16 protein-coding genes are annotated in these 19,887 nt (G+C 68.2%); 9 read left to right on the top strand and 7 right to left on the bottom strand.

The features are described 5' to 3' along the window. The first annotated feature begins 21 nt into the window (after nt 1-21). The 4 genes from ACWF4Z_RS18430 to ACWF4Z_RS18415 all read left to right on the top strand — a co-directional run bounded on the left by ACWF4Z_RS18430 (nt 22) and on the right by ACWF4Z_RS18415 (nt 3,946). Nucleotides 22-1,233 (top strand): NAD(P)-dependent malic enzyme, encoded by a 1,212-nt coding sequence (locus tag ACWF4Z_RS18430; RefSeq protein ID WP_452244273.1) that lies wholly within the window; start codon nt 22-24, stop codon nt 1,231-1,233. An 849-nt stretch (nt 1,234-2,082) separates the two neighbouring features. Then, entirely contained in the window at nt 2,083-3,051 is a 969-nt protein-coding gene (locus ACWF4Z_RS18425; protein ID WP_452244272.1) for a zinc-binding dehydrogenase, read from the top strand. Next, nucleotides 3,052-3,543: a GNAT family N-acetyltransferase gene (locus tag ACWF4Z_RS18420; protein WP_452244271.1), complete on the top strand. Its 492-nt coding sequence runs from the start codon at nt 3,052-3,054 to the stop codon at nt 3,541-3,543. It abuts the gene before it with no gap. A gap of 109 nt (nt 3,544-3,652) precedes the next feature. Further along, nucleotides 3,653-3,946, top strand: coding sequence for a WhiB family transcriptional regulator (locus ACWF4Z_RS18415; RefSeq protein WP_452244270.1), 294 nt, complete (start codon nt 3,653-3,655; stop codon nt 3,944-3,946). A gap of 73 nt (nt 3,947-4,019) precedes the next feature. On the opposite strand, the gene ACWF4Z_RS18410 is transcribed toward ACWF4Z_RS18415, so the two are convergent. Continuing rightward, nucleotides 4,020-5,255, bottom strand: a complete 1,236-nt coding sequence (locus ACWF4Z_RS18410) for a sodium:proton exchanger (RefSeq protein ID WP_452244269.1) — start codon at nt 5,253-5,255, stop codon at nt 4,020-4,022. Nucleotides 5,256-5,369: 114 nt separating this feature from the next. Here ACWF4Z_RS18410 and ACWF4Z_RS18405 point away from each other — a divergent pair, with 114 nt between their 5' ends. Together ACWF4Z_RS18405 and ACWF4Z_RS18400 are read left to right on the top strand one after the other, a co-directional pair. Further along, a complete protein-coding gene (locus ACWF4Z_RS18405) occupies nt 5,370-5,720 on the top strand; it encodes an ArsR/SmtB family transcription factor (protein ID WP_452244268.1) in 351 nt (116 codons plus the stop codon). 105 nt (nt 5,721-5,825) lie between these two features. Continuing rightward, nucleotides 5,826-6,491, top strand: a complete 666-nt coding sequence (locus tag ACWF4Z_RS18400; protein ID WP_452244267.1) for a hypothetical protein — start codon at nt 5,826-5,828, stop codon at nt 6,489-6,491. Here the strand turns inward: ACWF4Z_RS18400 and ACWF4Z_RS18395 are convergent. From ACWF4Z_RS18395 to ACWF4Z_RS18375, 5 genes are all read right to left on the bottom strand, one after another. Beyond that, the gene (locus ACWF4Z_RS18395) at nt 6,469-7,209 is read right to left on the bottom strand and encodes an AAA family ATPase (RefSeq protein ID WP_452244266.1); all 741 of its coding nucleotides are present in this window, start codon (nt 7,207-7,209) and stop codon (nt 6,469-6,471) included. The genes ACWF4Z_RS18400 and ACWF4Z_RS18395 overlap by 23 nt on opposite strands. A 5-nt stretch (nt 7,210-7,214) precedes the next feature. Continuing rightward, on the bottom strand, nt 7,215-7,391 hold the full coding sequence (locus ACWF4Z_RS18390; RefSeq protein WP_452244265.1) for a DUF6104 family protein: 177 nt from the start codon (nt 7,389-7,391) through the stop codon (nt 7,215-7,217). Between the two features lies 1 nt (nt 7,392). After that, complete coding sequence (locus ACWF4Z_RS18385) at nt 7,393-11,193, bottom strand: multifunctional oxoglutarate decarboxylase/oxoglutarate dehydrogenase thiamine pyrophosphate-binding subunit/dihydrolipoyllysine-residue succinyltransferase subunit (protein WP_452244264.1); 3,801 nt, start codon at nt 11,191-11,193, stop codon at nt 7,393-7,395. Between the two features lie 441 nt (nt 11,194-11,634). Continuing rightward, the gene (locus ACWF4Z_RS18380) at nt 11,635-14,256 is read right to left on the bottom strand and encodes a COG1470 family protein (protein WP_452244263.1); all 2,622 of its coding nucleotides are present in this window, start codon (nt 14,254-14,256) and stop codon (nt 11,635-11,637) included. An 80-nt stretch (nt 14,257-14,336) separates the two neighbouring features. After that, a complete protein-coding gene (locus ACWF4Z_RS18375; RefSeq protein WP_452244262.1) occupies nt 14,337-14,747 on the bottom strand; it encodes a DUF3052 domain-containing protein in 411 nt (136 codons plus the stop codon). A 42-nt stretch (nt 14,748-14,789) separates the two neighbouring features. Here ACWF4Z_RS18375 and ACWF4Z_RS18370 point away from each other — a divergent pair, with 42 nt between their 5' ends. The 3 genes from ACWF4Z_RS18370 (at nt 14,790) to ACWF4Z_RS18360 (ending at nt 19,338) form a co-directional block, all read left to right on the top strand. Further along, the gene (locus ACWF4Z_RS18370; RefSeq protein ID WP_452244261.1) at nt 14,790-15,461 is read left to right on the top strand and encodes a FadR/GntR family transcriptional regulator; all 672 of its coding nucleotides are present in this window, start codon (nt 14,790-14,792) and stop codon (nt 15,459-15,461) included. 183 nt (nt 15,462-15,644) lie between these two features. Then, nucleotides 15,645-17,225, top strand: a complete 1,581-nt coding sequence (locus tag ACWF4Z_RS18365) for an ABC-F family ATP-binding cassette domain-containing protein (RefSeq protein WP_452244260.1) — start codon at nt 15,645-15,647, stop codon at nt 17,223-17,225. A 46-nt stretch (nt 17,226-17,271) separates the two neighbouring features. Beyond that, a complete protein-coding gene (locus ACWF4Z_RS18360; RefSeq protein WP_452244259.1) occupies nt 17,272-19,338 on the top strand; it encodes a heavy metal translocating P-type ATPase in 2,067 nt (688 codons plus the stop codon). On the opposite strand, the gene ACWF4Z_RS18355 is transcribed toward ACWF4Z_RS18360, so the two are convergent. Next, nucleotides 19,319-19,816 carry a TetR/AcrR family transcriptional regulator gene (locus tag ACWF4Z_RS18355; protein ID WP_452244258.1) on the bottom strand — a complete coding sequence of 166 codons (498 nt, stop codon included), beginning with the start codon at nt 19,814-19,816 and terminating at the stop codon, nt 19,319-19,321. The genes ACWF4Z_RS18360 and ACWF4Z_RS18355 overlap by 20 nt on opposite strands. Between the last annotated feature and the right edge of the window lie 71 nt (nt 19,817-19,887).

Below are 19,887 nucleotides of genomic sequence, written 5' to 3'. Positions count from 1 at the left end.
CCGAGTTTTGAAGGGGCACTGATGGTCGCCCAGCCACTGCCGTCCGAGCTTTCCGACCCCGCCGCGGCCGATCGTTTCGCCGGCGACGCGGTCTTCGACCTGCATCGCGGCGGCAAGATCGAGGTGACGTCCTCGATCCACGTCCGCGACGCGGACGATCTCTCCAAGGCCTACACCCCCGGTGTCGCCCGCGTGTGTACCGCGATCGCCGCGGATCCCTCGCTGGTACGGCGCTACACCTGGACGTCCAACGTGGTCGCGGTCGTCACCGACGGCACCGCCGTACTCGGCCTCGGTGACATCGGGCCGGCCGCGTCGCTGCCGGTGATGGAGGGCAAGGCTCTGCTGTTCAAGGAGTTCGGCGGCGTCGATTCCGTGCCGATCGCGCTGGACTGCACCGACGTGGACGAGTTCGTCGAGACGGTCGCGCGGATGGCTCCGTCGTTCGGCGGGATCAACCTCGAGGACATCTCCGCGCCGCGCTGCTTCGAGATCGAGCGGCGGTTGAAGGAGCGGCTGGACATCCCGGTCTTCCACGACGACCAGCACGGTACGGCGGTCGTCGTACTCGCCGCTCTGCGGAACGCACTGAAGGTCACCGGTAAGTCGATCTCGGATATCCGTGTGGTGATCTCTGGCGCGGGTGCGGCCGGGGTGGCGTGTGCCCGGATCCTTTTGCAGGCAGGGATTGGGGATCTGGCTGTTGTCGACAGCAAGGGTGTGTTGCACGAGGATCGTGCCGACCTGAACCCGGTGAAGCTGTCGCTGGCGCGGGATACGAACACCGGTGGGATTTCCGGCCGGTTGGTCGATGCGCTGGAAGGCGCGGACCTGTTCCTCGGTGTGTCCGGCGGGACCGTGCCGGAGGAAGCGATCGCGCGGATGGCAGACAACGCGATGATCTTCGCGCTCGCCAACCCGAACCCCGAGGTGCACCCCGACATCGCTCACCGCCACGCCGCCGTGGTCGCGACGGGCCGCTCGGACTTCCCGAACCAGATCAACAACGTCCTGGCCTTCCCCGGCATCTTCCGCGGAGCCTTCGACGCCAACGCCAGCCGCATCACCGAAGGCATGAAACTAGCCGCCGCCGACGCCCTGGCCGGCCTGATCGCCCCGGCCGACCTCCGCCCCGACTACATCATCCCGTCCCCCTTCGACGAGCGAGTAGCTCCAGCAGTAGCCACCGCCGTCGCCACCGCAGCCCACACCGACGGCGTCGCCCGCGGGTAGCGCGACCCACCTGGACTCGACGGCGCGACGATCCGATCCGCCGCTCAACTGGTTTGCGCCGGGGACTGTGATGCCGGCTGGGCCTCGCGGACGGACTGCAGTTGTGTCGGACCTCCCGGAGGACTGTGGTTCGCGGGCTCCGCTGCGTGATCGTGCTAGTCACGGCGGCGTGCCTCAAGGGCGCCTTCGGCGTCGCTGCGCGATCTTCGACCCTTGACCCACACCACCGCGACCAGGGAAGGACGCAGCTACGCGGATCCCGCGGGGGGCTATGAGCCGGGTGGTGTGATCCCGGGCGGTCGGCGTGGACCCGGGCTGGTCTGGTTCGGCGTGGACCCGGACTGGTCTGGTCGGTGTGGTTGGGGGCGTCAGCCGGTGTACTGGCAGGTTCTGGTCGGCCGGCGGGACGGGGGCCGGATGGTGACACAACTACTGGTGGGCTGACACAGGAAATATCGTGTTTCAGCCCACTACAAGGTGTTCCCATCTCCCGCTCCAGGCCGGGAATCCCGCCACCTGGACAATCCCGGCCACATCACGAGATCCGCCCCGGCCCGGGCATCGAGTCGTGGATCCGGGTCATCGACACGCGAAATCCAGCGCCGAAATCCACGACTCGAATATCCCGCCCGAACCAAACGCCACGACTCGATACACCCAGCACCAGACACCCAGCACCAGGCATCCAGCACCAGGCATTCCGCGGCCCAACGCGAGCGGATAACCCCGTGAGTGGTGGGTTGTCTGCTCTAGTACCAAGAGTCGGTTGTCCCGGGAGGTGGCCCGGGAAAGGGGAAGGGGTGAAGTGGGTAACTGACCTGGGGCGTACCAGCGCTTAGGGTGGTTCGCATGCTTGCTGCCTACGTCCAGAAGTTTGATGCGGACTACCCGACGACTGCTTTGGAGGTTGGCGAGCGGCCGGAGCCGGTGGTGCCGGAGGGGTGGGTGACGATCGACGTTCGGGCGACGGCGCTCAATCATCACGATCTGTGGTCGCTGCAGGGGGTCGGGCTGGCCGAGAAGAACCTGCCGATGATTCTTGGCTGCGATGCGGCCGGGATCGACCCGGACGGCAACGAGGTCGTCGTCCACGCGGTGATCTCGGATCCGGCCTGGAAGGGCGACGAGACGCTCGACCCGAAGCGGTCGCTGCTGAGCGAGCGGTATCAGGGGACTCTGGCGCAGAAGGTCGCCGTACCTGCGCAGAACGTCGTACCGAAGCCGGCGGGGTTGAGCTTCGAGCAGGCTGCGTGCCTGCCGACCGCGTGGCTGACGGCGTACCGGATGCTGTTCAGCCAGTCCGGCCTGAAGCCGGGTGACACCGTCCTCGTGCAGGGCGCGGGCGGTGGGGTCTCGACGGCACTGATCACCCTGGCGCGGGCCGGTGGGATGCGGGTCTGGGCGACCAGCCGCGACGAGGCGAAGCGGGCCAAGGCGGTCGAGATCGGCGCCCACGACGCGTTCGAGTCCGGCGCGCGGATGCCGGAGCGGGTCGACGCGGTGATGGATACGGTCGGCCAGGCGACCTGGGCGCACTCGCTCAAGGCGCTCAAGCCGGGCGGGACGCTGGTGATCTCCGGCGCGACCAGCGGCCAGGCCCCGGAGTCCGCCGAGCTGAACCGGATCTTCTTCCTGCAATTGCGGGTCCAGGGCTCGACGATGGGGACCCGGACCGAGTTGGCCGAGCTCATGCAGTTCATGGCGACCGCGGGGATCTCACCGCACATCGACTCGATCCTTCCGCTGGCCGACGCCCGCAAGGGATTCGAGAAGCTGTGGGGCGGCGGCGTGTTCGGCAAGATCGTCTTTACTGTCTGAATGCAGCCAGTGATCAGGCCGGCCGGGGTCGACGACGCGGAGGCGGGGGCGTGGTGTCACCTGCTGTGCTGGCAGGAGGCGTACGGCGACCTCGTCGACCCGGTCAAGCTGGCCGAGCGGACCAAGAACCTGGATCGCCGGATCGAGCGGTGGCGGACGGCCGCCGAGGAGGGCATGCCGCGCTGGATCGCGCTGAACCCGGATCCGGAGGCTCCGCCGCCTGAGCGGGTGGTCGGCCTGGTCGCGATCGGTGCGGGCGGCGCGGCTCCGGTCGAGCTCGAGGCGATCTACACCCGGAAGGCCTGGTGGGGGACCGGGCTCGGCTCCCGGCTCCTCGAGGTTGCCGTGGGCAACCGGCCGGCCCGCCTGTGGGTGCTGGCGAACAACGAGCGCGCCAAGGCGTTCTACCGCCGCAAAGGCTTCACCGAGGACGGCACAGTGGCCCCCGAACCGTTCTTCGGGGTCCCGGAAATCCGGATGGTCCGGGCGTGACGTTTCCTCCCTGAAACATTTCCGTCGCACCGGGGCAACGCGCGTGGACCACTCTGTTCCTACCGCACGAACATTCGATCCGCCCGATCGATGAGGAGCAGGAGTGCCCATGAGGCCGATCTTGACGGTGATCGTCGACCCCGCTGACAACTGGATGAGCCGCGCCGCGTGCGTCGGCCAGGCCCCGTCGTACGACGAGACCGCCAGCCAGTGGGAGCAGCGCAAGGCGCAGGCGATCTGCCTGACGTCGTGCCCGGTGCTCGAGGAATGCCGTGAGTGGGCCCGTCGGACCAAGTTCACCGGCACCGCCGCCGGTGAGAAGTTCCTCTCCGGCCGCCGCCGCGGCCGCCCCGGCCCGCAGGAACGCCGCCGCCCCGCCGTCGAGGAGCAGCAGGCCAGCTGAGGGCGGAGCTCCCCACCCCCTGCCTACTCCGCCGAGCACCTGCTCGCGACGGCAGGGGATGGGGAGCTCCGCCCTAGACCTCGAGAAGCTCGTCGGCGTGCGAAGCGTCGGCGGGCTTTTCTGTACGCCGGAACGGTGCGGTGAGCGTGGTCACGAGTTGCTTGCGATGGTGGATCGCTGCGCCGATGGCCAGGACGAGATAGATCCCGCTGATCACGTAGCGCCCGGTCTGGCCCGGCACGGCGAACTGGACCGCGAACAGGCCCAGCAGCGTCCACGCCGCCCAGCGCGGGAAGCGCAGGCTCAGGAGGATCGCGATCCCGAGCAGCGTCTGCGTGGCGGTCAGGAGGAACTCCTCGATCTGCCGTCCGTCCAGGTGCAGCGCGGCCCCACCGCCGCCGATGCCGTACGCGATCGGGAGGCTCCCGATCAGCAGGGTCCACTGGTTGACCTTGGCCGAGATGAGCAGGCCCAGCGCGGCAGCGCCCTTACCCCGCCAGGCGAACAGCAGCGCGACGATGAACTCGGGCGCCTCCGAGGCCAGCGGCGCAAGCCACTGGACCAGCAGGAACTGGTCGATCCCGAGCGCTTGACCGCCTTGGACGAGCGAGTCCGCGAACGGCTCGGCCGACAGCAGGATCACGCCTGCCGACACCAAGAACATCCCGATGACCGTGATCCGCCGCTGCAGCGTCGGCAACCCGCCGATCGTCGCGGCCGGCCCGATCAGGTCCGGCTCGTCGTCGTGCTCGGACCGGGCCGCGCGGTACAGGTAGTAGGCGAAGAACGCGAGCAGCAGGATCCCCAGCACCAGGTGGATCTCGCCGGTGACCGGGATCACGAACGCGACCACACCGGCGATCGCGAGGAAGCCGAGCTCGCGGCGGTAGCCGGTCTCCAGCACCAGCGCCTTGACACTACGGCCGCTGCGCCGGGAAGCGACGTACAGGCTGATCAGCACGACGCTGGACCAGCCGAGGCCGAGGAGCAGCCGGTTCGACCCGGTCATGTTGGCGGCGGCGAACTGCACGTAGTCGGGATTCGAGCCCGCGGTGTGCGCGAAGTAGAGGTCAACGGCGTACTCCGGGAGGACGGCGATGACGGCCAGCAACGCGATCGCGAGGCCGCCGGAGATGTCGACCTCCGCGGCCTCGGCCGCCCAGGCCAGCACGAACGACGCGGCGACCACGGCCAGCCCGAACACGACGATCGAGGCCAGTGCCGGGGGATGGGTGCCGGTGAGGCGCAGCGCGACCGCGGGGATCGCCGCCAGCAACAACAGCAGCACGGGGCGGAGAGCTCGGAACATGGTTCCAGCCTGCCACCGTTTTGATACTTTCGCAATTGCGAAAGTATGAGACCGTCCTCACGACGGCCCGGCGACCTGTCCGGAGACCGGTCGACCGGTCACAATGACTGCGCGATGACCAACCCTGAACCGACGAAGGCTCAGCTCGATTCCGCCGCGGGCACCTTCGCCATGCTCTCCGCACCCGTCCGGCTGCACCTGGTGTCGCTGGCCGCGCAAGGCGAGTACGACGTCGGCACCCTGGCGGAGCGTGTCGGCGTGAGCATCGCCACCGCGAGCCAGCATCTCGGCAAACTCCGCCTGGCCGGAATCATCACCGCCCGCCGCGAGGGCCGCCGCCACATCTACACCGTCGACGACCCGCACGTCCTGAACCTGGTCGACCAGATCTTCGAACACATCGCCCCCGACGGCACGCTGGCACCCGACCCACCGCTGCGCAGGCGCCCGCCCCACGCCGAATAGATCGATTTCCGAGACGGCTCAGCCTTTAATCCTGGCTGAAGCTGCTCCGCCAGCATGTGTGCAGGCCGCCGCCCGGGCGGCCGCCAGGTGCAGGGGGAGACACGCATGTTCAAGACGCGGGTGGCTGGGATCGTCGCGGCGGTTGGGCTGATCGGGGCGGGGACTGCTGCGTATGCGGCGATTCCGGGGGCTGATGGGGTGGTCCACGGGTGCTACAACAAGGGTGGGTTGTTGCAGGACAAGGGCGCTGTCCGGGTGGTCGACGAAGGCGAGCAGTGTCGGTCGACGGAGACCGCGATGACCTGGAACCAGCGGGGGCCGGCGGGTCCCATCGGCCCGACCGGGGCAACCGGCGCTACGGGTGCAACCGGACCGACCGGGGCGACCGGGGCGCAGGGGCCGGCCGGCTTCAGCGATGGCTATCAGAAGACTGCTGCCTACGACAACGGCATCCCCTTGCTCGACTACCACCCGGTGACGCTGGCGGAGCTCTCGCTGCCGGCCGGTTCGTACATGCTGTCCGGCAAGATGCAGTTCCTGAACACGGTCAACGCCCACTACACCGCCGAATGTCACCTGAGTACAGGCGATGTGGTGGTCGTCGGCCTGGCGCCACTCGGATCCCAGGGCGACGAAGCGCCCGTCAGCCTTCAGGACATGGTGACTCTGCAGGCACCGGGAACCGTCAGCATGCACTGCGAGACCGTCGATGCCTATGCGTTCTACGTGAGCCTCTCGGCGATCAAGATCAGCGAGGCTCACGTTCAATGACGTGACGGAGGTAGCGTTCTGGCGCGTCGAGGTAGGCGCGCCAGTTCTGCACCAGAAGCAGGTCGTTCCAGGTGGTTCTGCGGATACCCCACTCGCCGACCTCCAGGATGGTGGCGTCCGGGAGAGCGGCGATCACGGGGGAGTGGGTGGCGCAGAGCACCTGGGAGCCCGACTGGGCGAGGCGGTCCAGTACGCCGACCACCGCGAGACTGCTGCTGAACGACAGCGCCGACTCGGGCTCGTCGAGACAGTAGAAGCCCTGGCGGGTGAAGCGGTTGTCGATGAGCGTCAGGAAGCTCTCGCCGTGGCTCATCTCATGGAAGGCAATGTCTGCAGGCCCGAACGGCGGGGGGTTGTTCTCCAGGTACGTGTAGAACCCGTGCATCGTCTCGGCGCGGAGAAAGAAGCCGGCCCGCTTACCACCAACGCCCCGCGTCAGTTGGAGGTCGTCGGCCAGCGACGACTCGGTCGCTCGGGTGGTCAGCCGAGCACCCGTCGACCCGCCCTCGGGCGACAGCCCGTAGGCAACCGCGATCGCCTCGACGAGCGTGGACTTCCCGGCGCCGTTCTCACCCACCAGGAACGTGACCCCGGGCTCCAGCTCCAGACCGTCCGTCAGCAGCTGCCGAACGGCCGGGATGTTGTGCGGCCAGCTAGCGGACAGACTGATGCCCTCCGCCGCGGCCACCCGTCGTACCGGGTGATCGGCGAAGGGCATCAGTTCTACTCGTCCTCGTCGTCCAGCCTGGCGAGCCAGGTGGCGAAGCGTTCGATCGGGGTTTCGAACTCGGGGTTCAGGTCGACGAACTCGCGGAGCCGTTCGGCGACCCAGGCCAGCGTGACGTCGTCCTCGCCACGCCGGCCCTCGAGTTCCTCGATCCCTCGGTCGGTGAAGTACACGTCAGCTGAAGGCCTGCTTCAGGAGCGTTGCCTGCTCGGTCCCGTGGACGCCGTGCGAGCCGACCGCCGGGGCGGCCATGGCCGGCCGGGAGACCCGGTAGAACGGCTTGCCGCCGAGGTGCTCGGTCAGGTTCAGCGCCATGAACGGCCAGGGGCCCTGGTTCGCGGGCTCGTCCTGGACCCAGCGGATCTCGGTCGCGTTCGGGTACTTCGCGAGCTCGGCCACGACCTCGTCGGCCGGCAGCGGGTAGAGCTGCTCGACCCGCAGGATCGCCGTACTGATCTTGTCCGGCTCGACCTTCTTGCGCTCGGCCAGCAGGTCGTACACGATCCGGCCCGAGGCCAGCACGACCCGTTCGACGGTCGACGGGTTCTCCTCGGCGGCCGGGTCGTTGATGACCGGACGGAAGGTGCCGTGGGTCAGCTCCTCCGGCGTCGACACCGCTTCCTTGCGCCGCAGCAGCTGCTTCGGCGTGAACACGACCATCGGGTTGTGCTCCTCGCCGAGCGTGTGCCGGCGGAGCAGATGGAAGTACGACGCCGGAGTCGACGGCTGTGCCACCGTCATCGCGTCCTCGGCGCACAGTGCGAGGAACCGCTCGATCCGGGCCGAGGTGTGGTCCGGGCCCTGGCCCTCGTAGCCGTGCGGCAGCAGCAGCACGACGCCGGACTTCTGACCCCACTTCGCCTCACCCGACGAGATGTACTCGTCGATGATCGACTGCGCGCCGTTGACGAAGTCGCCGAACTGCGCCTCCCATAGCGTCAGCGCCTCCGGCCGGGCCACGGAGTACCCGTACTCGAAGCCGAGTGCGGCGTACTCGCTCAGCAGCGAGTCGTAGACGTAGAAGGCCGCCTGGCCTTCGGGGTCGAGGTTCTGCAGGGGGACGTAGTCCTGGCCGTTGACCCGGTCGATGACCGCGGCGAACCGCTGGACGAACGTCCCCCGGCGGCTGTCCTGTCCGGCCAGCCGGACCGGGCGACCCGACAGCAGCAGCGAACCGAACGCCGTGATCTCCGCGCTGGCCCAGTCGATCGGGCCTTCGGTGATCGCGTGGGCGCGGCGCTGCAGCTGCGGCATCACCTTCGGGTGCACGGTGAAGCCCTCCGGCAGCGTGGTGTGCGCGTCGGCGATCTTCTTCAGCACCTCGGGTGTGGTCGCGGTCGCGTCCGGGCCTTCCGGCTTGTCCGGGTAGACCGGCGCGGTCACGTACGGCGGTGGGGTGTCCGGCTGGCTCTTCGCCTCGCGAACCTCCGCGAACACCCGCTCGAGGCGGTGCTGGAAGTCCTGCATGGCCTGCTCGGCCTCTTCGATCGTGATGTCGCCACGGCCGATCAGGGCCTCGGTGTAGAGCTTGCGGACCGACCGCTTCTTCTCGATCAGGTCGTACATCAGCGGCTGGGTGAAGCTCGGGTCGTCGCCCTCGTTGTGACCACGGCGGCGGTAGCAGACCAGGTCGATGACGACGTCCTTGTTGAACGCCTGGCGGTACTCGAAGGCCAGGTCCGCGACCCGGATGCACGCCTCGGGGTCGTCGCCGTTCACGTGGAAGATCGGTGCCTGCACCATCCGCGCGACGTCGGTGGAGTACATCGACGACCGCGACGAGGCCGGTGAGGTGGTGAAACCGACCTGGTTGTTGACGATGACGTGGATCGTCCCGCCGGTGCGGTAGCCGCGCAGCTGGGACAGGTTCAGCGTCTCGGCCACGACGCCCTGGCCGGCGAAGGCCGCGTCACCGTGCACGAGCACCGGCAGGACCGGGAACGCGGCGCCGCGGTCCAGGATGTCCTGCTTGGCCCGGACGATGCCCTCGAGCACCGGGTCGACGGTCTCCAGGTGGGACGGGTTCGCCGCCACCGAGACCTTGATCTTGTCGCCGAACTCGGAGACGAACTCGCCCTCGGCGCCCAGGTGGTACTTGACGTCACCCGAACCCTGGACGGTCCGCGGGTCGATGTTGCCCTCGAACTCGCGGAAGATCTGTCCGTACGACTTGCCGACGATGTTGGCCAGCACGTTCAGCCGGCCGCGGTGGGCCATCCCGATCGCGACCTCTTCCAGGCCGGCGCCGGCGGCCTCCTCGCAGAGCTCGTCGAGCAGCGGGATCGTGGTCTCGCCACCCTCGAGGGAGAACCGCCGCTGGCCGACGTACTTGGTCTGCAGGAAGGTCTCGAACGCCTCGGCCTCGTTCAGCTTGGCCAGGATCCGCAGCTGCTCCTCGCGCGGCGGCTTGGTGTGCGGCCGCTCGACCCGCTCCTGGATCCACTTGCGCTGCTCGGGGTCCTGGATGTGCATGTACTCGATACCGGTGGTCCGGCAGTACGAGTCGCGCAGGATGCCGAGGATCTCGCGCAGCTTCATGAACCGCCGGTCGCTGCCGCCGAAGGAACCGGTGGCGAACTCGCGGTCCAGGTCCCACAGCGTCAGGCCGTGGGTGGCGACGTCCAGGTCGGGGTGGCTGCGCTGCTTGTACTCCAGCGGGTCGGTGTCGGCCATGATGTGGCCGCGGACCCGGTAGGCGTGGATCATCTCGAGGATGCGCGCCTGCTTGGAGACGTCCTCCTCGTGGCTGTGCGGCAGGTCCGCGGCCCAGCGGATCGGCTCGTACGGGATCCGCAGCGAGCGGAAGATCTCGTCGTAGAAGCCTTCCTGGCCGAGCAGCAGCTGGTGCATCCGGCGCAGGAACTCACCCGACTGCGCGCCCTGGATGATCCGGTGGTCGTACGTCGAGGTCAGCGTCATCACCTTGCTGACCGCGAGCTTGGCCATCGTCTCCTCGGCCGCACCCTGGTACTCGGCCGGGAAGTCCATCGCGCCGACGCCGACGATCGTGCCCTGGCCGGTCATCAGCCGCGGCACCGAGTGCTGCGTGCCGATCGTGCCGGGGTTGGTCAGGCTGATCGTGGTGCCCTGGAAGTCGGGCAGCGCGAGCTTGTTGTCGCGGGCGCGGCGGACGATGTCCTCGTAGGCCATCCAGAAGTCCGCGAACTTCATCGCTTCGGCGTTCTTGATCGACGGCACCAGCAGCTGCCGGGTCCCGTCGGGCTTCTGCATGTCGATCGCGAGGCCGAGGTTGATGTGGGCCGGCTGGACGTGCGTGGGCTTGCCGCCGGTCTCGTCGTACGACGCGTTCATCTCGGGCAGCGTCTTGAGCGCCTTCACCAGCGCCCACCCGATCAGGTGGGTGAAGGAGACCTTGCCGCCCCGGGCGCGCTTGAGGTGGTTGTTGATGACGATGCGGTTGTCGATCAGCAGCTTGACCGGGACCTGCCGGACGCTGGTCGCCGTGGGGACCGTGAGGCTGGTCTCCATGTTCTGCGCCGTCCGCGCGGGGGCGCCGCGCATGATCAGCCGCTCGGGCTCGGCCGCAGGTGCGGCCGGGGTCGCGGCCGGCGTGGCGGCGGGCTTGGGCTGGGGCGGCTGGTTCACCGTGCCTCCGGTGGGGGCGCCGGCGGTCGGGGCCGGGGCTTGGGTCGCAGCTGGCTGAGTCGGTACGGCGTTCTGGGTCGCGGCGGCCGCAGCTGCCGGCGCTGAGGAGGCGGGCACGGACGGCACGGTGCCGCGGCTCGGCGCCTCGGGGGTCTTGTTGTCGGACACCGCGTCGGGCCTGGGAGCGTCGGCCGGGGTGGTGGTCACCGGCTTCGCGTCACCGTCTGGGTTATACGTCTTGAAGAAGTCTTTCCACGCCGGATCCACCGAATTCGGGTCCTGCTGGTACTTCTCGTACAGCTCGTCGACCATCCAGTCGTTCGCGCCGAAGGCTGCTAGGGGATTGGTGTCTGATGGCTCGGTGGCCACTTGGCAGTTCGCCTCTTCCGATCGGGTCCGGTACCGCGGTGCTAACACTGATGTTATGGGTGGTGCCCCAAGGAAAGGCTAATAGCACCCGGACTACTTCCACAGCCCGGGACCACCGGACCAGTGTCGCGAGTGGTCAGGCCCGCGGGACTTGATCGATCGAGGCCTGAAACACTGTGCAGGCAGGTGTTTCAGGCCATCGGCCCGATCGGCCCCGATCGCCTGCGGGGCGGATCGAACGACGGACTCCGGGACCCCTTACAGAGGTGGGATTCCGGAGCCCGTCGCGGTGACGCTCAGTAGGTCGTTTGAGCGTGGATGCCAACTGTATGCAGTTGTCCACTCGCGCGTGGTGATGATCAGGTTCGCGCAGCTATGTGGTCAACGTCACGCTAAGGATCAGTCCAGTTGGGCATGATTGGACTTTGCTGGTCTAGTCGGTTACTTGGTCCGGATCAGGAAGGTGCTGACGCGGGTGGTGACGTCGCCGGTGGTGTAGGTACCGGCCGCCGTGGTGATGGTCGCGGTGAAGTGGTCGGGCGTGTTGGCCGTGTGCCGGACCGTGCCCCGCAGGGTCGCGGGTTGGGTGCCGAGTCGTCCGGTGTACTCGAAGGCGGCCGACGTACCCGAGACGGCCAGCCAGCGCAGCGTCGTACCGGTGAAGACCCGGCTGCCGGCGGTCAGCGCGACCGAGCCGAACGGCGCCTGGTTGAGGTACCGGGCCGACACTGTCAGGGCTGCCGTCGTACCAGCGCTGTCCGGACCGACCGCGGCCCCGGTCAGCTGGCCGTCCGGGTCGAAGACAACCAATTCGGTCTGTACGGCGGGACCCGCGAAGTACGCCCCGGTCAGCTCGGCCGTTGCCGTCCAGGTGCCCGACGGCACGTCGACCGGCAAGGTGGCGAGGCCGTCCGCGGTGGCGTTCGCGGAGTAGGTCCGGGTCTCGCCGGTGAGGCTGTTCTGTGCCGTCACCTTGACCACTGCCTTGGTGAGGTCGCCGGGTTCGCCGTCGTCCTGCTGGGTGACACGGACCGTCATCGGAGTCGGCGTGTCATCGGCGTACATCGGTGGACTCGTGATGGCGAGCGTCGCCTTCTCCGGACCGACGGTGAGAGTGAAGCCGGTCGAGCTCCCGACGTAGTGGGTACCGCCCTTGTTGAGTGCAGTGAAGTCGTACGAACCCGGTGGGAGTTCGGGCGGCCATGTCACGGCCGCGACGCCATCGGCGCCGGTGGTCGTGCCCGTCCCGTGGCCGTCGTGGCTGAACGACACGCGTTGACCAGCCAGCGGTTCGCCGGTCAATGCGTCCGTGACCCGTGCTGACAGGTGCGCGGTGTCGGACTGGTCGACCGTCGTGTCACCGGTGTAGGCAACCGCGGTCGGCCGGCTGACGTCGGCCTGGAACCCGTAGTCGGTCTGCACCGAGGAGTCCGTCGTACTGCGGCCACGAGCGAACAACGTGTGCTGAGCGCCGGCCGCCTCGTCCTTGCCGACCGTCACGGTGATCTTGGCGGTGGACCGCTCACCGGCGGCCAGCGTCATCCGCTGCGTCGTCGCGGTCCAGCCGGACGGCACCACCTCGGTGAAGTCGAACGTGTCGGTCGCTTCGCCGGTGTTCATCACCGCGAACGAGAGGTCGACGGTTCCGCCCGCGACCAGGCGCGGGTGCGGCGTGTCGCCGGTCGTTCCGGCGGCGTCGACCAGAATCCCGGGGCCGGGTACGTCGACGTACGCCTGGATCTGCTGCGGGTCGGCGAAGTTGTGGCCGATCGCCCGTACGGCGACGCCTGCCGGGGTGCCGTCGGCCCACGGAGCGGTCATCTCACGTTGCGGGGTCCGCCAGTCGGTCGGGTCCCACGCGTCGGTGTCGCTGCCGCCGCCACACCAGTCGTGCTTGGTGTCCTCGTCGATCTTGCCGTCACCGTCGTTGTCGATGCCGTCGGCCGGATCCTCGTCGATCTTCCCGTCCACGTCGTCGTCGAGACAGCCGACGGTCCGGGTGCCGTCGGGCCGGATCACTTCGACGCCGCGCAGGTTCTCCGGGCTGTTTCGGACGTGCCGTTCGTCGATCCGCCAGACCACCAGGCCCTCGTCGGGGATGTTCTGCTCGTACGTGCCGGTCTTGGGCTTGCGGGCCTCGAGCATGAAGTAGTCGTCGGTCCCGCGCGCCGGGTCGTAGAGCAGATAGGACTGGTACGGCGCGACCGTGTCCGGCAGCAGGGTGATGTAGCGGTCCTTGGTGACGATCGTCGGCGACGAGCCGCCGATGTGCAGCTTGTGCCAGGCGTTCGGCTCCTGCCAGACCTGCGTGCTCCCGGTGCAGGTCGGCCCTGCGATGTCCCAGGCGCCGACGCCGAAGCCGTAGTGGTCCTCCATGTCGAACTGCTGGTGGGTCAGCTCGTGCGCGAAGGTGAGGTTGTTGGTCAGCGATCCGCCGTCCGCGGTGCGGAACCCGATCGTCTTGCCGTCGAGCTTGCCGCCGGCCGCGACACTCGCGGTCTGCCCGCACGAGTAGTCGGCGGTCGGCGAGGTCACCAACGTGATGACGGCGAGTTCGGAGCTGTCGATCGTGCCGTCGTTGTTCGCGTCGTACCGAGCGAAGTCGACGAAGGGATCGGCCAGCTCCATCATCTTGCGGCGCCGGACCGTCACGTCCTGGCCGTTCAGGCTGGACGACGGGCCGAGATCGACCATGACGATTCCGTTGTCATGGTCGCCGTACGTCTCGGTGACCGGTGCCACGACGCCGAGGCCGGTCTGCAGGTAGTAGTCGGCGACGTTGCCGAAGGTGAAGATCGGGAAGAACTTCGCCGCGGTGTCGGCCTCACTCAGATTGGTCAGGTCGTTGAAGGTGCCGTAGACGACCAGCAGCGGCGGCACCTGATGCTTCTTGAACAGCGGCGCGTGCGGGTGGTCGGGATGGCTGAAGTCGGGCAACGGGTTCGGGTAGGCGGCTGCGGCGGTGCTGCCGGTGGATTGGGCGGTCGCGGGTGGTGTGGCGACGGCGGATCCGATCAGGGCTGCGACGACGGCAAGACCGATCGTCCAGCGTGACTTCCTCATGACTGTCCCCCTCGAGTCGTGAAGTACTGCACCCGCGAGTCTCGGCGAAAGTCTTGAGAAACCCTTCAGACCGGGAAATTTCAGCGGTTGCTCAGGAAGCGAACCAGCTTGAGGCCGGACCAGGTGGAGTCGATCGCGCAGACCTTCGTGTCGACGACGCCAAGCGGAAGGGCGACCTCGCGGATCCCGTTGTCGTTCAGGTCGCTCGCCACGCCGGACGAGCGCTTCGGCCACGCGATCCAGATCATCCCGGCGGTCGTCGTCTTCGGCAGCAGAAGCGGCAGGCGCTTGATCAGCCGGGCCCGATCCGGGCAGAACGCCAGGATCACGTCGTACGACGAACGCCCGGCCCGCCGGACCACCGTCGTACCCTCCGGCAGGCCCTCGATCTCGAACCCGGCCGGCGCGTTGTCCAACAGCACGACGTGCTCCGCCTTGATTCCGAGCTTCGCGGCCAACGGTTTGCCCGAATACCCCGGCGTCGTACTCATGCCCGGATGCTAGCGCCGCGCTGACGGCTGCATACTGGCTGGATGGCGTTGACGGACGAGGCGATCGTCAAGATCAAGGGAATGATCACCTCGGGGGAACTGGGGCCGGGGGATCGGCTGCCGAAGGAGTCGGATCTCGCGGCGCGGCTCGGCCTGTCGCGGAACTCGCTGCGCGAGGCGGTCAAGGCGCTGACGCTGGTGAACGTGCTGGATGTGAAGCACGGCGACGGCACCTACGTCACCAGTCTCGACTCGGCGCATCTGCTCGATGCGCTGAACTTCATGGTCGATCTGCATCGCGACGATTCGGTGCTGCAGTTTTTCGAGGTCCGTCGGCTGCTCGAGCCCGGGGTCGCGGCGCTGGCCGCGGTCCGGATCAGCAAGGAGCAGTTGACCGAGCTGCGACTGCTGACCAGCGACCTGACGCCGGACGCGGAGGTCGAGGACCTGGTCGCGAACGATCTGCGGTTCCACCGGTCGATCGCCGAGGCGACCGGGAACCAGGTCGTCTGCTCGTTGCTCGACGGGATCTCCGGCGCCACCCAGCGGGCCCGGATCTGGCGCGGTGTCACCCAGGCCGGCGCGGTCGAGCGGACGCTGGCCGAGCACGGCGCGATCCTGGACGCGATCGAGGCCGGCGACGCCGAGGCGGCCCGGGCCTGGATGACCGCCCACATCGCCGGGGTCGAGACCTGGCTCCGGAAGGCCTCCTGATCGTTGCCGGACGCAAGCTTCAGAAAATGTGGTTGAGCGCTGCGTGCTCGGAGTCGTAAGCTTGTCGGCGTCCCATTCCCGAGGTCAGGGGTCTGCGTTGTAGCTCCGAGGTCTTCTTTCTGCCGTTGATCGCCACCGGTCTGGTGTGCGGTCTCGTCCGAGACCTCGTCTGGAGTGACGCATATGAGTATTTCCCTGTCCTGTACCGACCTCTTTTTCGCCTGGCCGGACGGCGACGTCCTGTTCGACGGGCTCACCTTTGTCGCCGGCCCCGTGCGGTCCGGGCTCGTCGGCCGCAACGGTGCCGGCAAGTCGACGCTGCTCCGGCTCATCGCCGGCCGGCTCAACCCGCAGCGCGGGACGATCCGCGTCAACGGCGAGCTCGGGTACCTGCCGCAGGACCTGACGCTCGACACCCGCCTGCGGGTCGATCAGGCCCTCGGCATCGAGGCGGTCCGCCGTGCCATCACCGCGATCGAGTCCGGTGACGCCTCGGAGCAGAACTTCGCCATCGTCGGCGACGACTGGGATGTCGACGAACGGGCCGAGGCCCTGCTCGGCAAGCTCGGTCTCGGCGCGATCGGGCTCGATCGCAACGTCGGTGAGCTGTCCGGCGGCGAGACGATTCTGCTGGGGCTCGCCGCGGAGCTGTTGCGGCGTCCCGACGTACTGCTGCTCGATGAGCCGACCAACAACCTCGACCTGCGGGCACGGCGGCAGCTGTACGACGCTGTCGACCAGTTCCGTGGTGCCCTGGTGATCGTCAGCCATGACCGTGAGCTGTTGGACCGGGTCGATCAGATCGGCGACCTGCGCAAGGGCGAAGTCACCTGGTACGGCGGGAACCTGACCGCCTACGAGGAGGCCGTCCGGGTCGAGCAGGAGGCGGCCGAGCGGATGGTGCGAGCGGCCGAATCGGACCTCCGCAAGCAGAAGAAGGACCTGATCGAGGCCCGGATGAAGACCGACCAGCGGCAGGCCCGCGGCCAGCGTGCCTTCGAGAAGGGTGGCATCCCGAAGATCGTGGCCGGCAACCTCAAGCGCTCTTCCCAGGTGTCAGCGGCGAAGCACATCGGCATGCACTCCGACCGGCTGGAGTCCGCGCAGGATGCGCTGTCCGACGCGGAGGCGAAGGTCCACGAGGACGAGACGATCCGGGTGGACCTGCCGAAGACCGCCGTACCCGCGAGTCGCGTCGTTCTGCGGCTGGAGGACTACGTGCTGCGGACCGGCGCGCATGTCGACCTGGAGGTTCGCGGGGTGGAGCGGATCGCGTTGACCGGGCCGAACGGCGCGGGCAAGACGACGCTGCTGCAGGCGATCACGGACGGCGAGCTGCCCTTGGTGCCGTTCCGCTATCTGCCGCAGCGGCTGGACTTGCTGCGGGACGACCTGTCGATCGTCGACAACCTGGCGTTGCTGGCTCCGAGCACGGAGAACCAGGAGCGGCGGTCGCGGTTGGCCCGGTTCCTGTTCCGGGGGCGTACGGCGGATCAGTTGGTCAGCACGCTGTCGGGCGGGGAGCGGTTCCGGGCCACGTTGGCAGCCTTGTTGTTGGCCGAGCCGCCACCGCAGTTGCTGATGCTCGACGAGCCGACCAACAATCTCGACCTGTCGAGTGTGGGTCAGCTGCGGGATGCGCTTGCCTCGTACAACGGTTCGCTGCTCATCGCCAGCCACGACGTCCCGTTCCTGCGGGAGATCGGCATCACGCGGTGGGTCGAACTGACCCCCGAGACGCTGACGGAGATCGAGCCGCTCTAGGGGCGGGTCCTAGGCGTCCATACCCCTGGGGGGTACTCTCAGGGGTATGGACGAGCAGCACGACCACGAGATGCAGGACATGCACGCCGGTCATGAGGGTCATGGCGGGCACGAGGGTCATGGTGGGCACGGGGATCACGCGGCGCAGTTCAAGGACCGGTTCTGGATCAGTCTGGTGCTGGCGGTGCCGGTCGTGTTCTTCAGTGCGATGTTCGCCGACCTGCTCGGGTACACGCGGCCGGACTTCCCGGGCGCGGGGCTGATCGCGCCGGTCCTCGGCACGGTCATCTTCGGGTACGGCGGGCAACCGTTCCTGACCGGTGGTTGGGCTGAGCTGAAGTCCCGTCGTCCCGGGATGATGCTGCTGATCTCGATGGCGATCACGGTCGCCTTCGTCGCGTCCTGGGTGACCACGCTCGGGATCGGCGGCTTCGACCTGGACTTCTGGTGGGAGCTCGCGCTGCTGATCGTGATCATGCTGCTCGGACACTGGCTGGAGATGCGCGCGCTCGGCGCCGCGTCCGGTGCGCTCGACGCGTTGGCCGCGCTGCTGCCTGACTCGGCCGAGAAGGTGACCGACGACGGTGTGGTCGAGGTGCCGCTGCACGAGTTGCGCGCGGGCGACGTCGTACTGGTTCGTTCGGGTGGGCGGGTGCCTGCGGACGGGACCGTGGTCGAGGGCGAGGCCGAGGTCGACGAGTCGATGATCACCGGTGAGTCGCGGCCGGTCTCGCGGTCCGTCGGTGCCTCGGTGGTCGCGGGGACCGTTGCCACCGACAACGCTCTGCGAGTGCAGGTCACCGCCGTCGGCGACGACACCGCGTTGGCCGGGATCCAGCGGCTCGTTGCCGAAGCGCAGGCGTCGTCGTCCCGCGCCCAGGCGCTGGCCGACCGGGCGGCGGCCTTCCTCTTCTACTTCGCGTCGATCGCCGGGCTGATCACATTCGTGGTCTGGACGCTGCTCGGACACCTCGATGACGCGGTGACGCGGACGGTGACCGTGCTGGTGATCGCCTGCCCGCATGCGCTCGGCCTGGCCATTCCGCTGGTGATCGCGATCTCCACGGAGCGTGCCGCCAAGGCCGGCGTCCTGGTGAAGGACCGGCTCGCGCTCGAGCGGATGCGCACGATCGACGTGGTCCTGTTCGACAAGACCGGCACTCTGACGAAGGGCGAGCCGGCTGTCACCGGAGTCGCCACGGTCGGCTCTGTGAGCACAGAGGAGTTGCTCGACCTGGCCGCGGCGGTCGAGTCCGATAGTGAACACCCCCTGGCCCGAGCGATCGTCAGGGCGCATCAAGAGCGAGTGCCTGCCGGTCACGCGCGTGGTCCGGTCGCGACGGAATTCCGGTCGCTGACCGGTCGCGGCGTACAGGCCGTGGTGGATGGTTCGCCGGTTGCTGTCGGCGGGCCGGCGCTGTTGCGGGAGTACGACGTACCCGAGCCTGCCGAGCTGGAGTCGGAGGTCGAGTCCTGGAAGTCGCGCGGGGCCGCCGTACTGCATGTGGTTCGGGACCGTCAGGTGGTCGGGGCGATCGCGTTGGAGGATGAGGTGCGCGCGGAGTCCAAGCAGGCTGTGGATGCGTTGCATCGGCGCGGCGTAAAGGTCGCGATGATCACCGGTGACGCGCATCAGGTCGCCGATGCGGTCGCTGCGCAGCTCGGCATCGACGAGGTTTTCGCCGAGGTGCTTCCGCAGGACAAGGATGCGAAGGTCGCCGAACTGCAGGCCCGTGGCCTCAAGGTCGCCATGGTCGGCGACGGCGTGAACGACGCGCCGGCCCTGGCCAGAGCCGAGGTGGGCATCGCGATCGGCGCCGGCACCGACGTCGCCATCGAGTCCGCCGGCGTAGTCCTGGCCGCCAACGATCCCCGCGCTGTCGTCTCGGTGATCACCCTGTCCCGCGCCAGCTACCGCAAGATGTGGCAGAACCTGGCCTGGGCCACCGGCTACAACGTCATCACAGTCCCGCTGGCCGCAGGAGTCCTGGCCTTCGCCGGCATCCTCGTCTCTCCGGCCGTCGGTGCGATCCTGATGTCCATCTCCACCATCGTCGTGGCCCTCAACGCCCAACTCCTCCGCCGCCTGAACCTCAATCCGGCCGAGCAGTAATCCCAGCCATGGTCATGGCGACCAGGCGCCGCACCGCCGCCTTCGACGGTGCGGCGCTCGCCGCGGTCAGAGCATGAATGCAGTACGCCGCAAGCTCCTTCGGCGGGACGTCGTCGCGCACGTCGACCAGGAGCTGTGCGATGAAGTCGATCAGATGCGCTTGTGCGTGGGCGACGTGCTGACCGCGGTGCAGCGAGGCGGCTGCGTCTGAGCTCGGGTGCTCGTAGCAGATGAGGGCGTAGGCCCCCAGCACGGTTTCCAGGCTGGCGGTCCGCTCCCAGGTGTCGGCCAACTGCCGCAGATGCTCGCCCACCTGCCGCTGGTGCCATGCGACCAGGATCGAATCGACGTCTGGGAAGTACTTGTAGAGCGTCGCCCGTCCGAGCCCCGTCCGCTTCGCGACCTCCGACATGCTCACGCCCGTCAGACCTCGCTCAGCTACCAGCGCAGCCGCGGCGTCAAGCACAGCCGTCTGCACCGCCGCACGGTGCGACGCAATGCTTCCTTCCCACAACTTCGGCACAGCAGCACTTTACCTTGACAGTCTGT

The sequence above is a fragment of the Kribbella sp. NPDC055071 genome (genome assembly GCF_053608045.1).
The sequence above is the reverse complement of the archived record's forward strand: the minus strand, read 5'-3'. Positions and strand labels throughout refer to the sequence as shown.

Bases quoted from the DNA above. Each gene is read 5' to 3' on its own strand.
- ACWF4Z_RS18430 (WP_452244273.1), top strand. From the start codon at position 22: ATGGTCGCCCAGCCACTGCCGTCCGAGCTTTCCGACCCCGCCGCGGCC.
- ACWF4Z_RS18425 (WP_452244272.1), top strand. From the start codon at position 2,083: ATGCTTGCTGCCTACGTCCAGAAGTTTGATGCGGACTACCCGACGACT.
- ACWF4Z_RS18420 (WP_452244271.1), top strand. From the start codon at position 3,052: ATGCAGCCAGTGATCAGGCCGGCCGGGGTCGACGACGCGGAGGCGGGG.
- ACWF4Z_RS18415 (WP_452244270.1), top strand. From the start codon at position 3,653: ATGAGGCCGATCTTGACGGTGATCGTCGACCCCGCTGACAACTGGATG.
- ACWF4Z_RS18410 (WP_452244269.1), bottom strand. From the start codon at position 5,255: ATGTTCCGAGCTCTCCGCCCCGTGCTGCTGTTGTTGCTGGCGGCGATC.
- ACWF4Z_RS18405 (WP_452244268.1), top strand. From the start codon at position 5,370: ATGACCAACCCTGAACCGACGAAGGCTCAGCTCGATTCCGCCGCGGGC.
- ACWF4Z_RS18400 (WP_452244267.1), top strand. From the start codon at position 5,826: ATGTTCAAGACGCGGGTGGCTGGGATCGTCGCGGCGGTTGGGCTGATC.
- ACWF4Z_RS18395 (WP_452244266.1), bottom strand. From the start codon at position 7,209: ATGCCCTTCGCCGATCACCCGGTACGACGGGTGGCCGCGGCGGAGGGC.
- ACWF4Z_RS18380 (WP_452244263.1), bottom strand. From the start codon at position 14,256: ATGAGGAAGTCACGCTGGACGATCGGTCTTGCCGTCGTCGCAGCCCTG.
- ACWF4Z_RS18375 (WP_452244262.1), bottom strand. From the start codon at position 14,747: ATGAGTACGACGCCGGGGTATTCGGGCAAACCGTTGGCCGCGAAGCTC.
- ACWF4Z_RS18370 (WP_452244261.1), top strand. From the start codon at position 14,790: ATGGCGTTGACGGACGAGGCGATCGTCAAGATCAAGGGAATGATCACC.
- ACWF4Z_RS18365 (WP_452244260.1), top strand. From the start codon at position 15,645: ATGAGTATTTCCCTGTCCTGTACCGACCTCTTTTTCGCCTGGCCGGAC.
- ACWF4Z_RS18360 (WP_452244259.1), top strand. From the start codon at position 17,272: ATGGACGAGCAGCACGACCACGAGATGCAGGACATGCACGCCGGTCAT.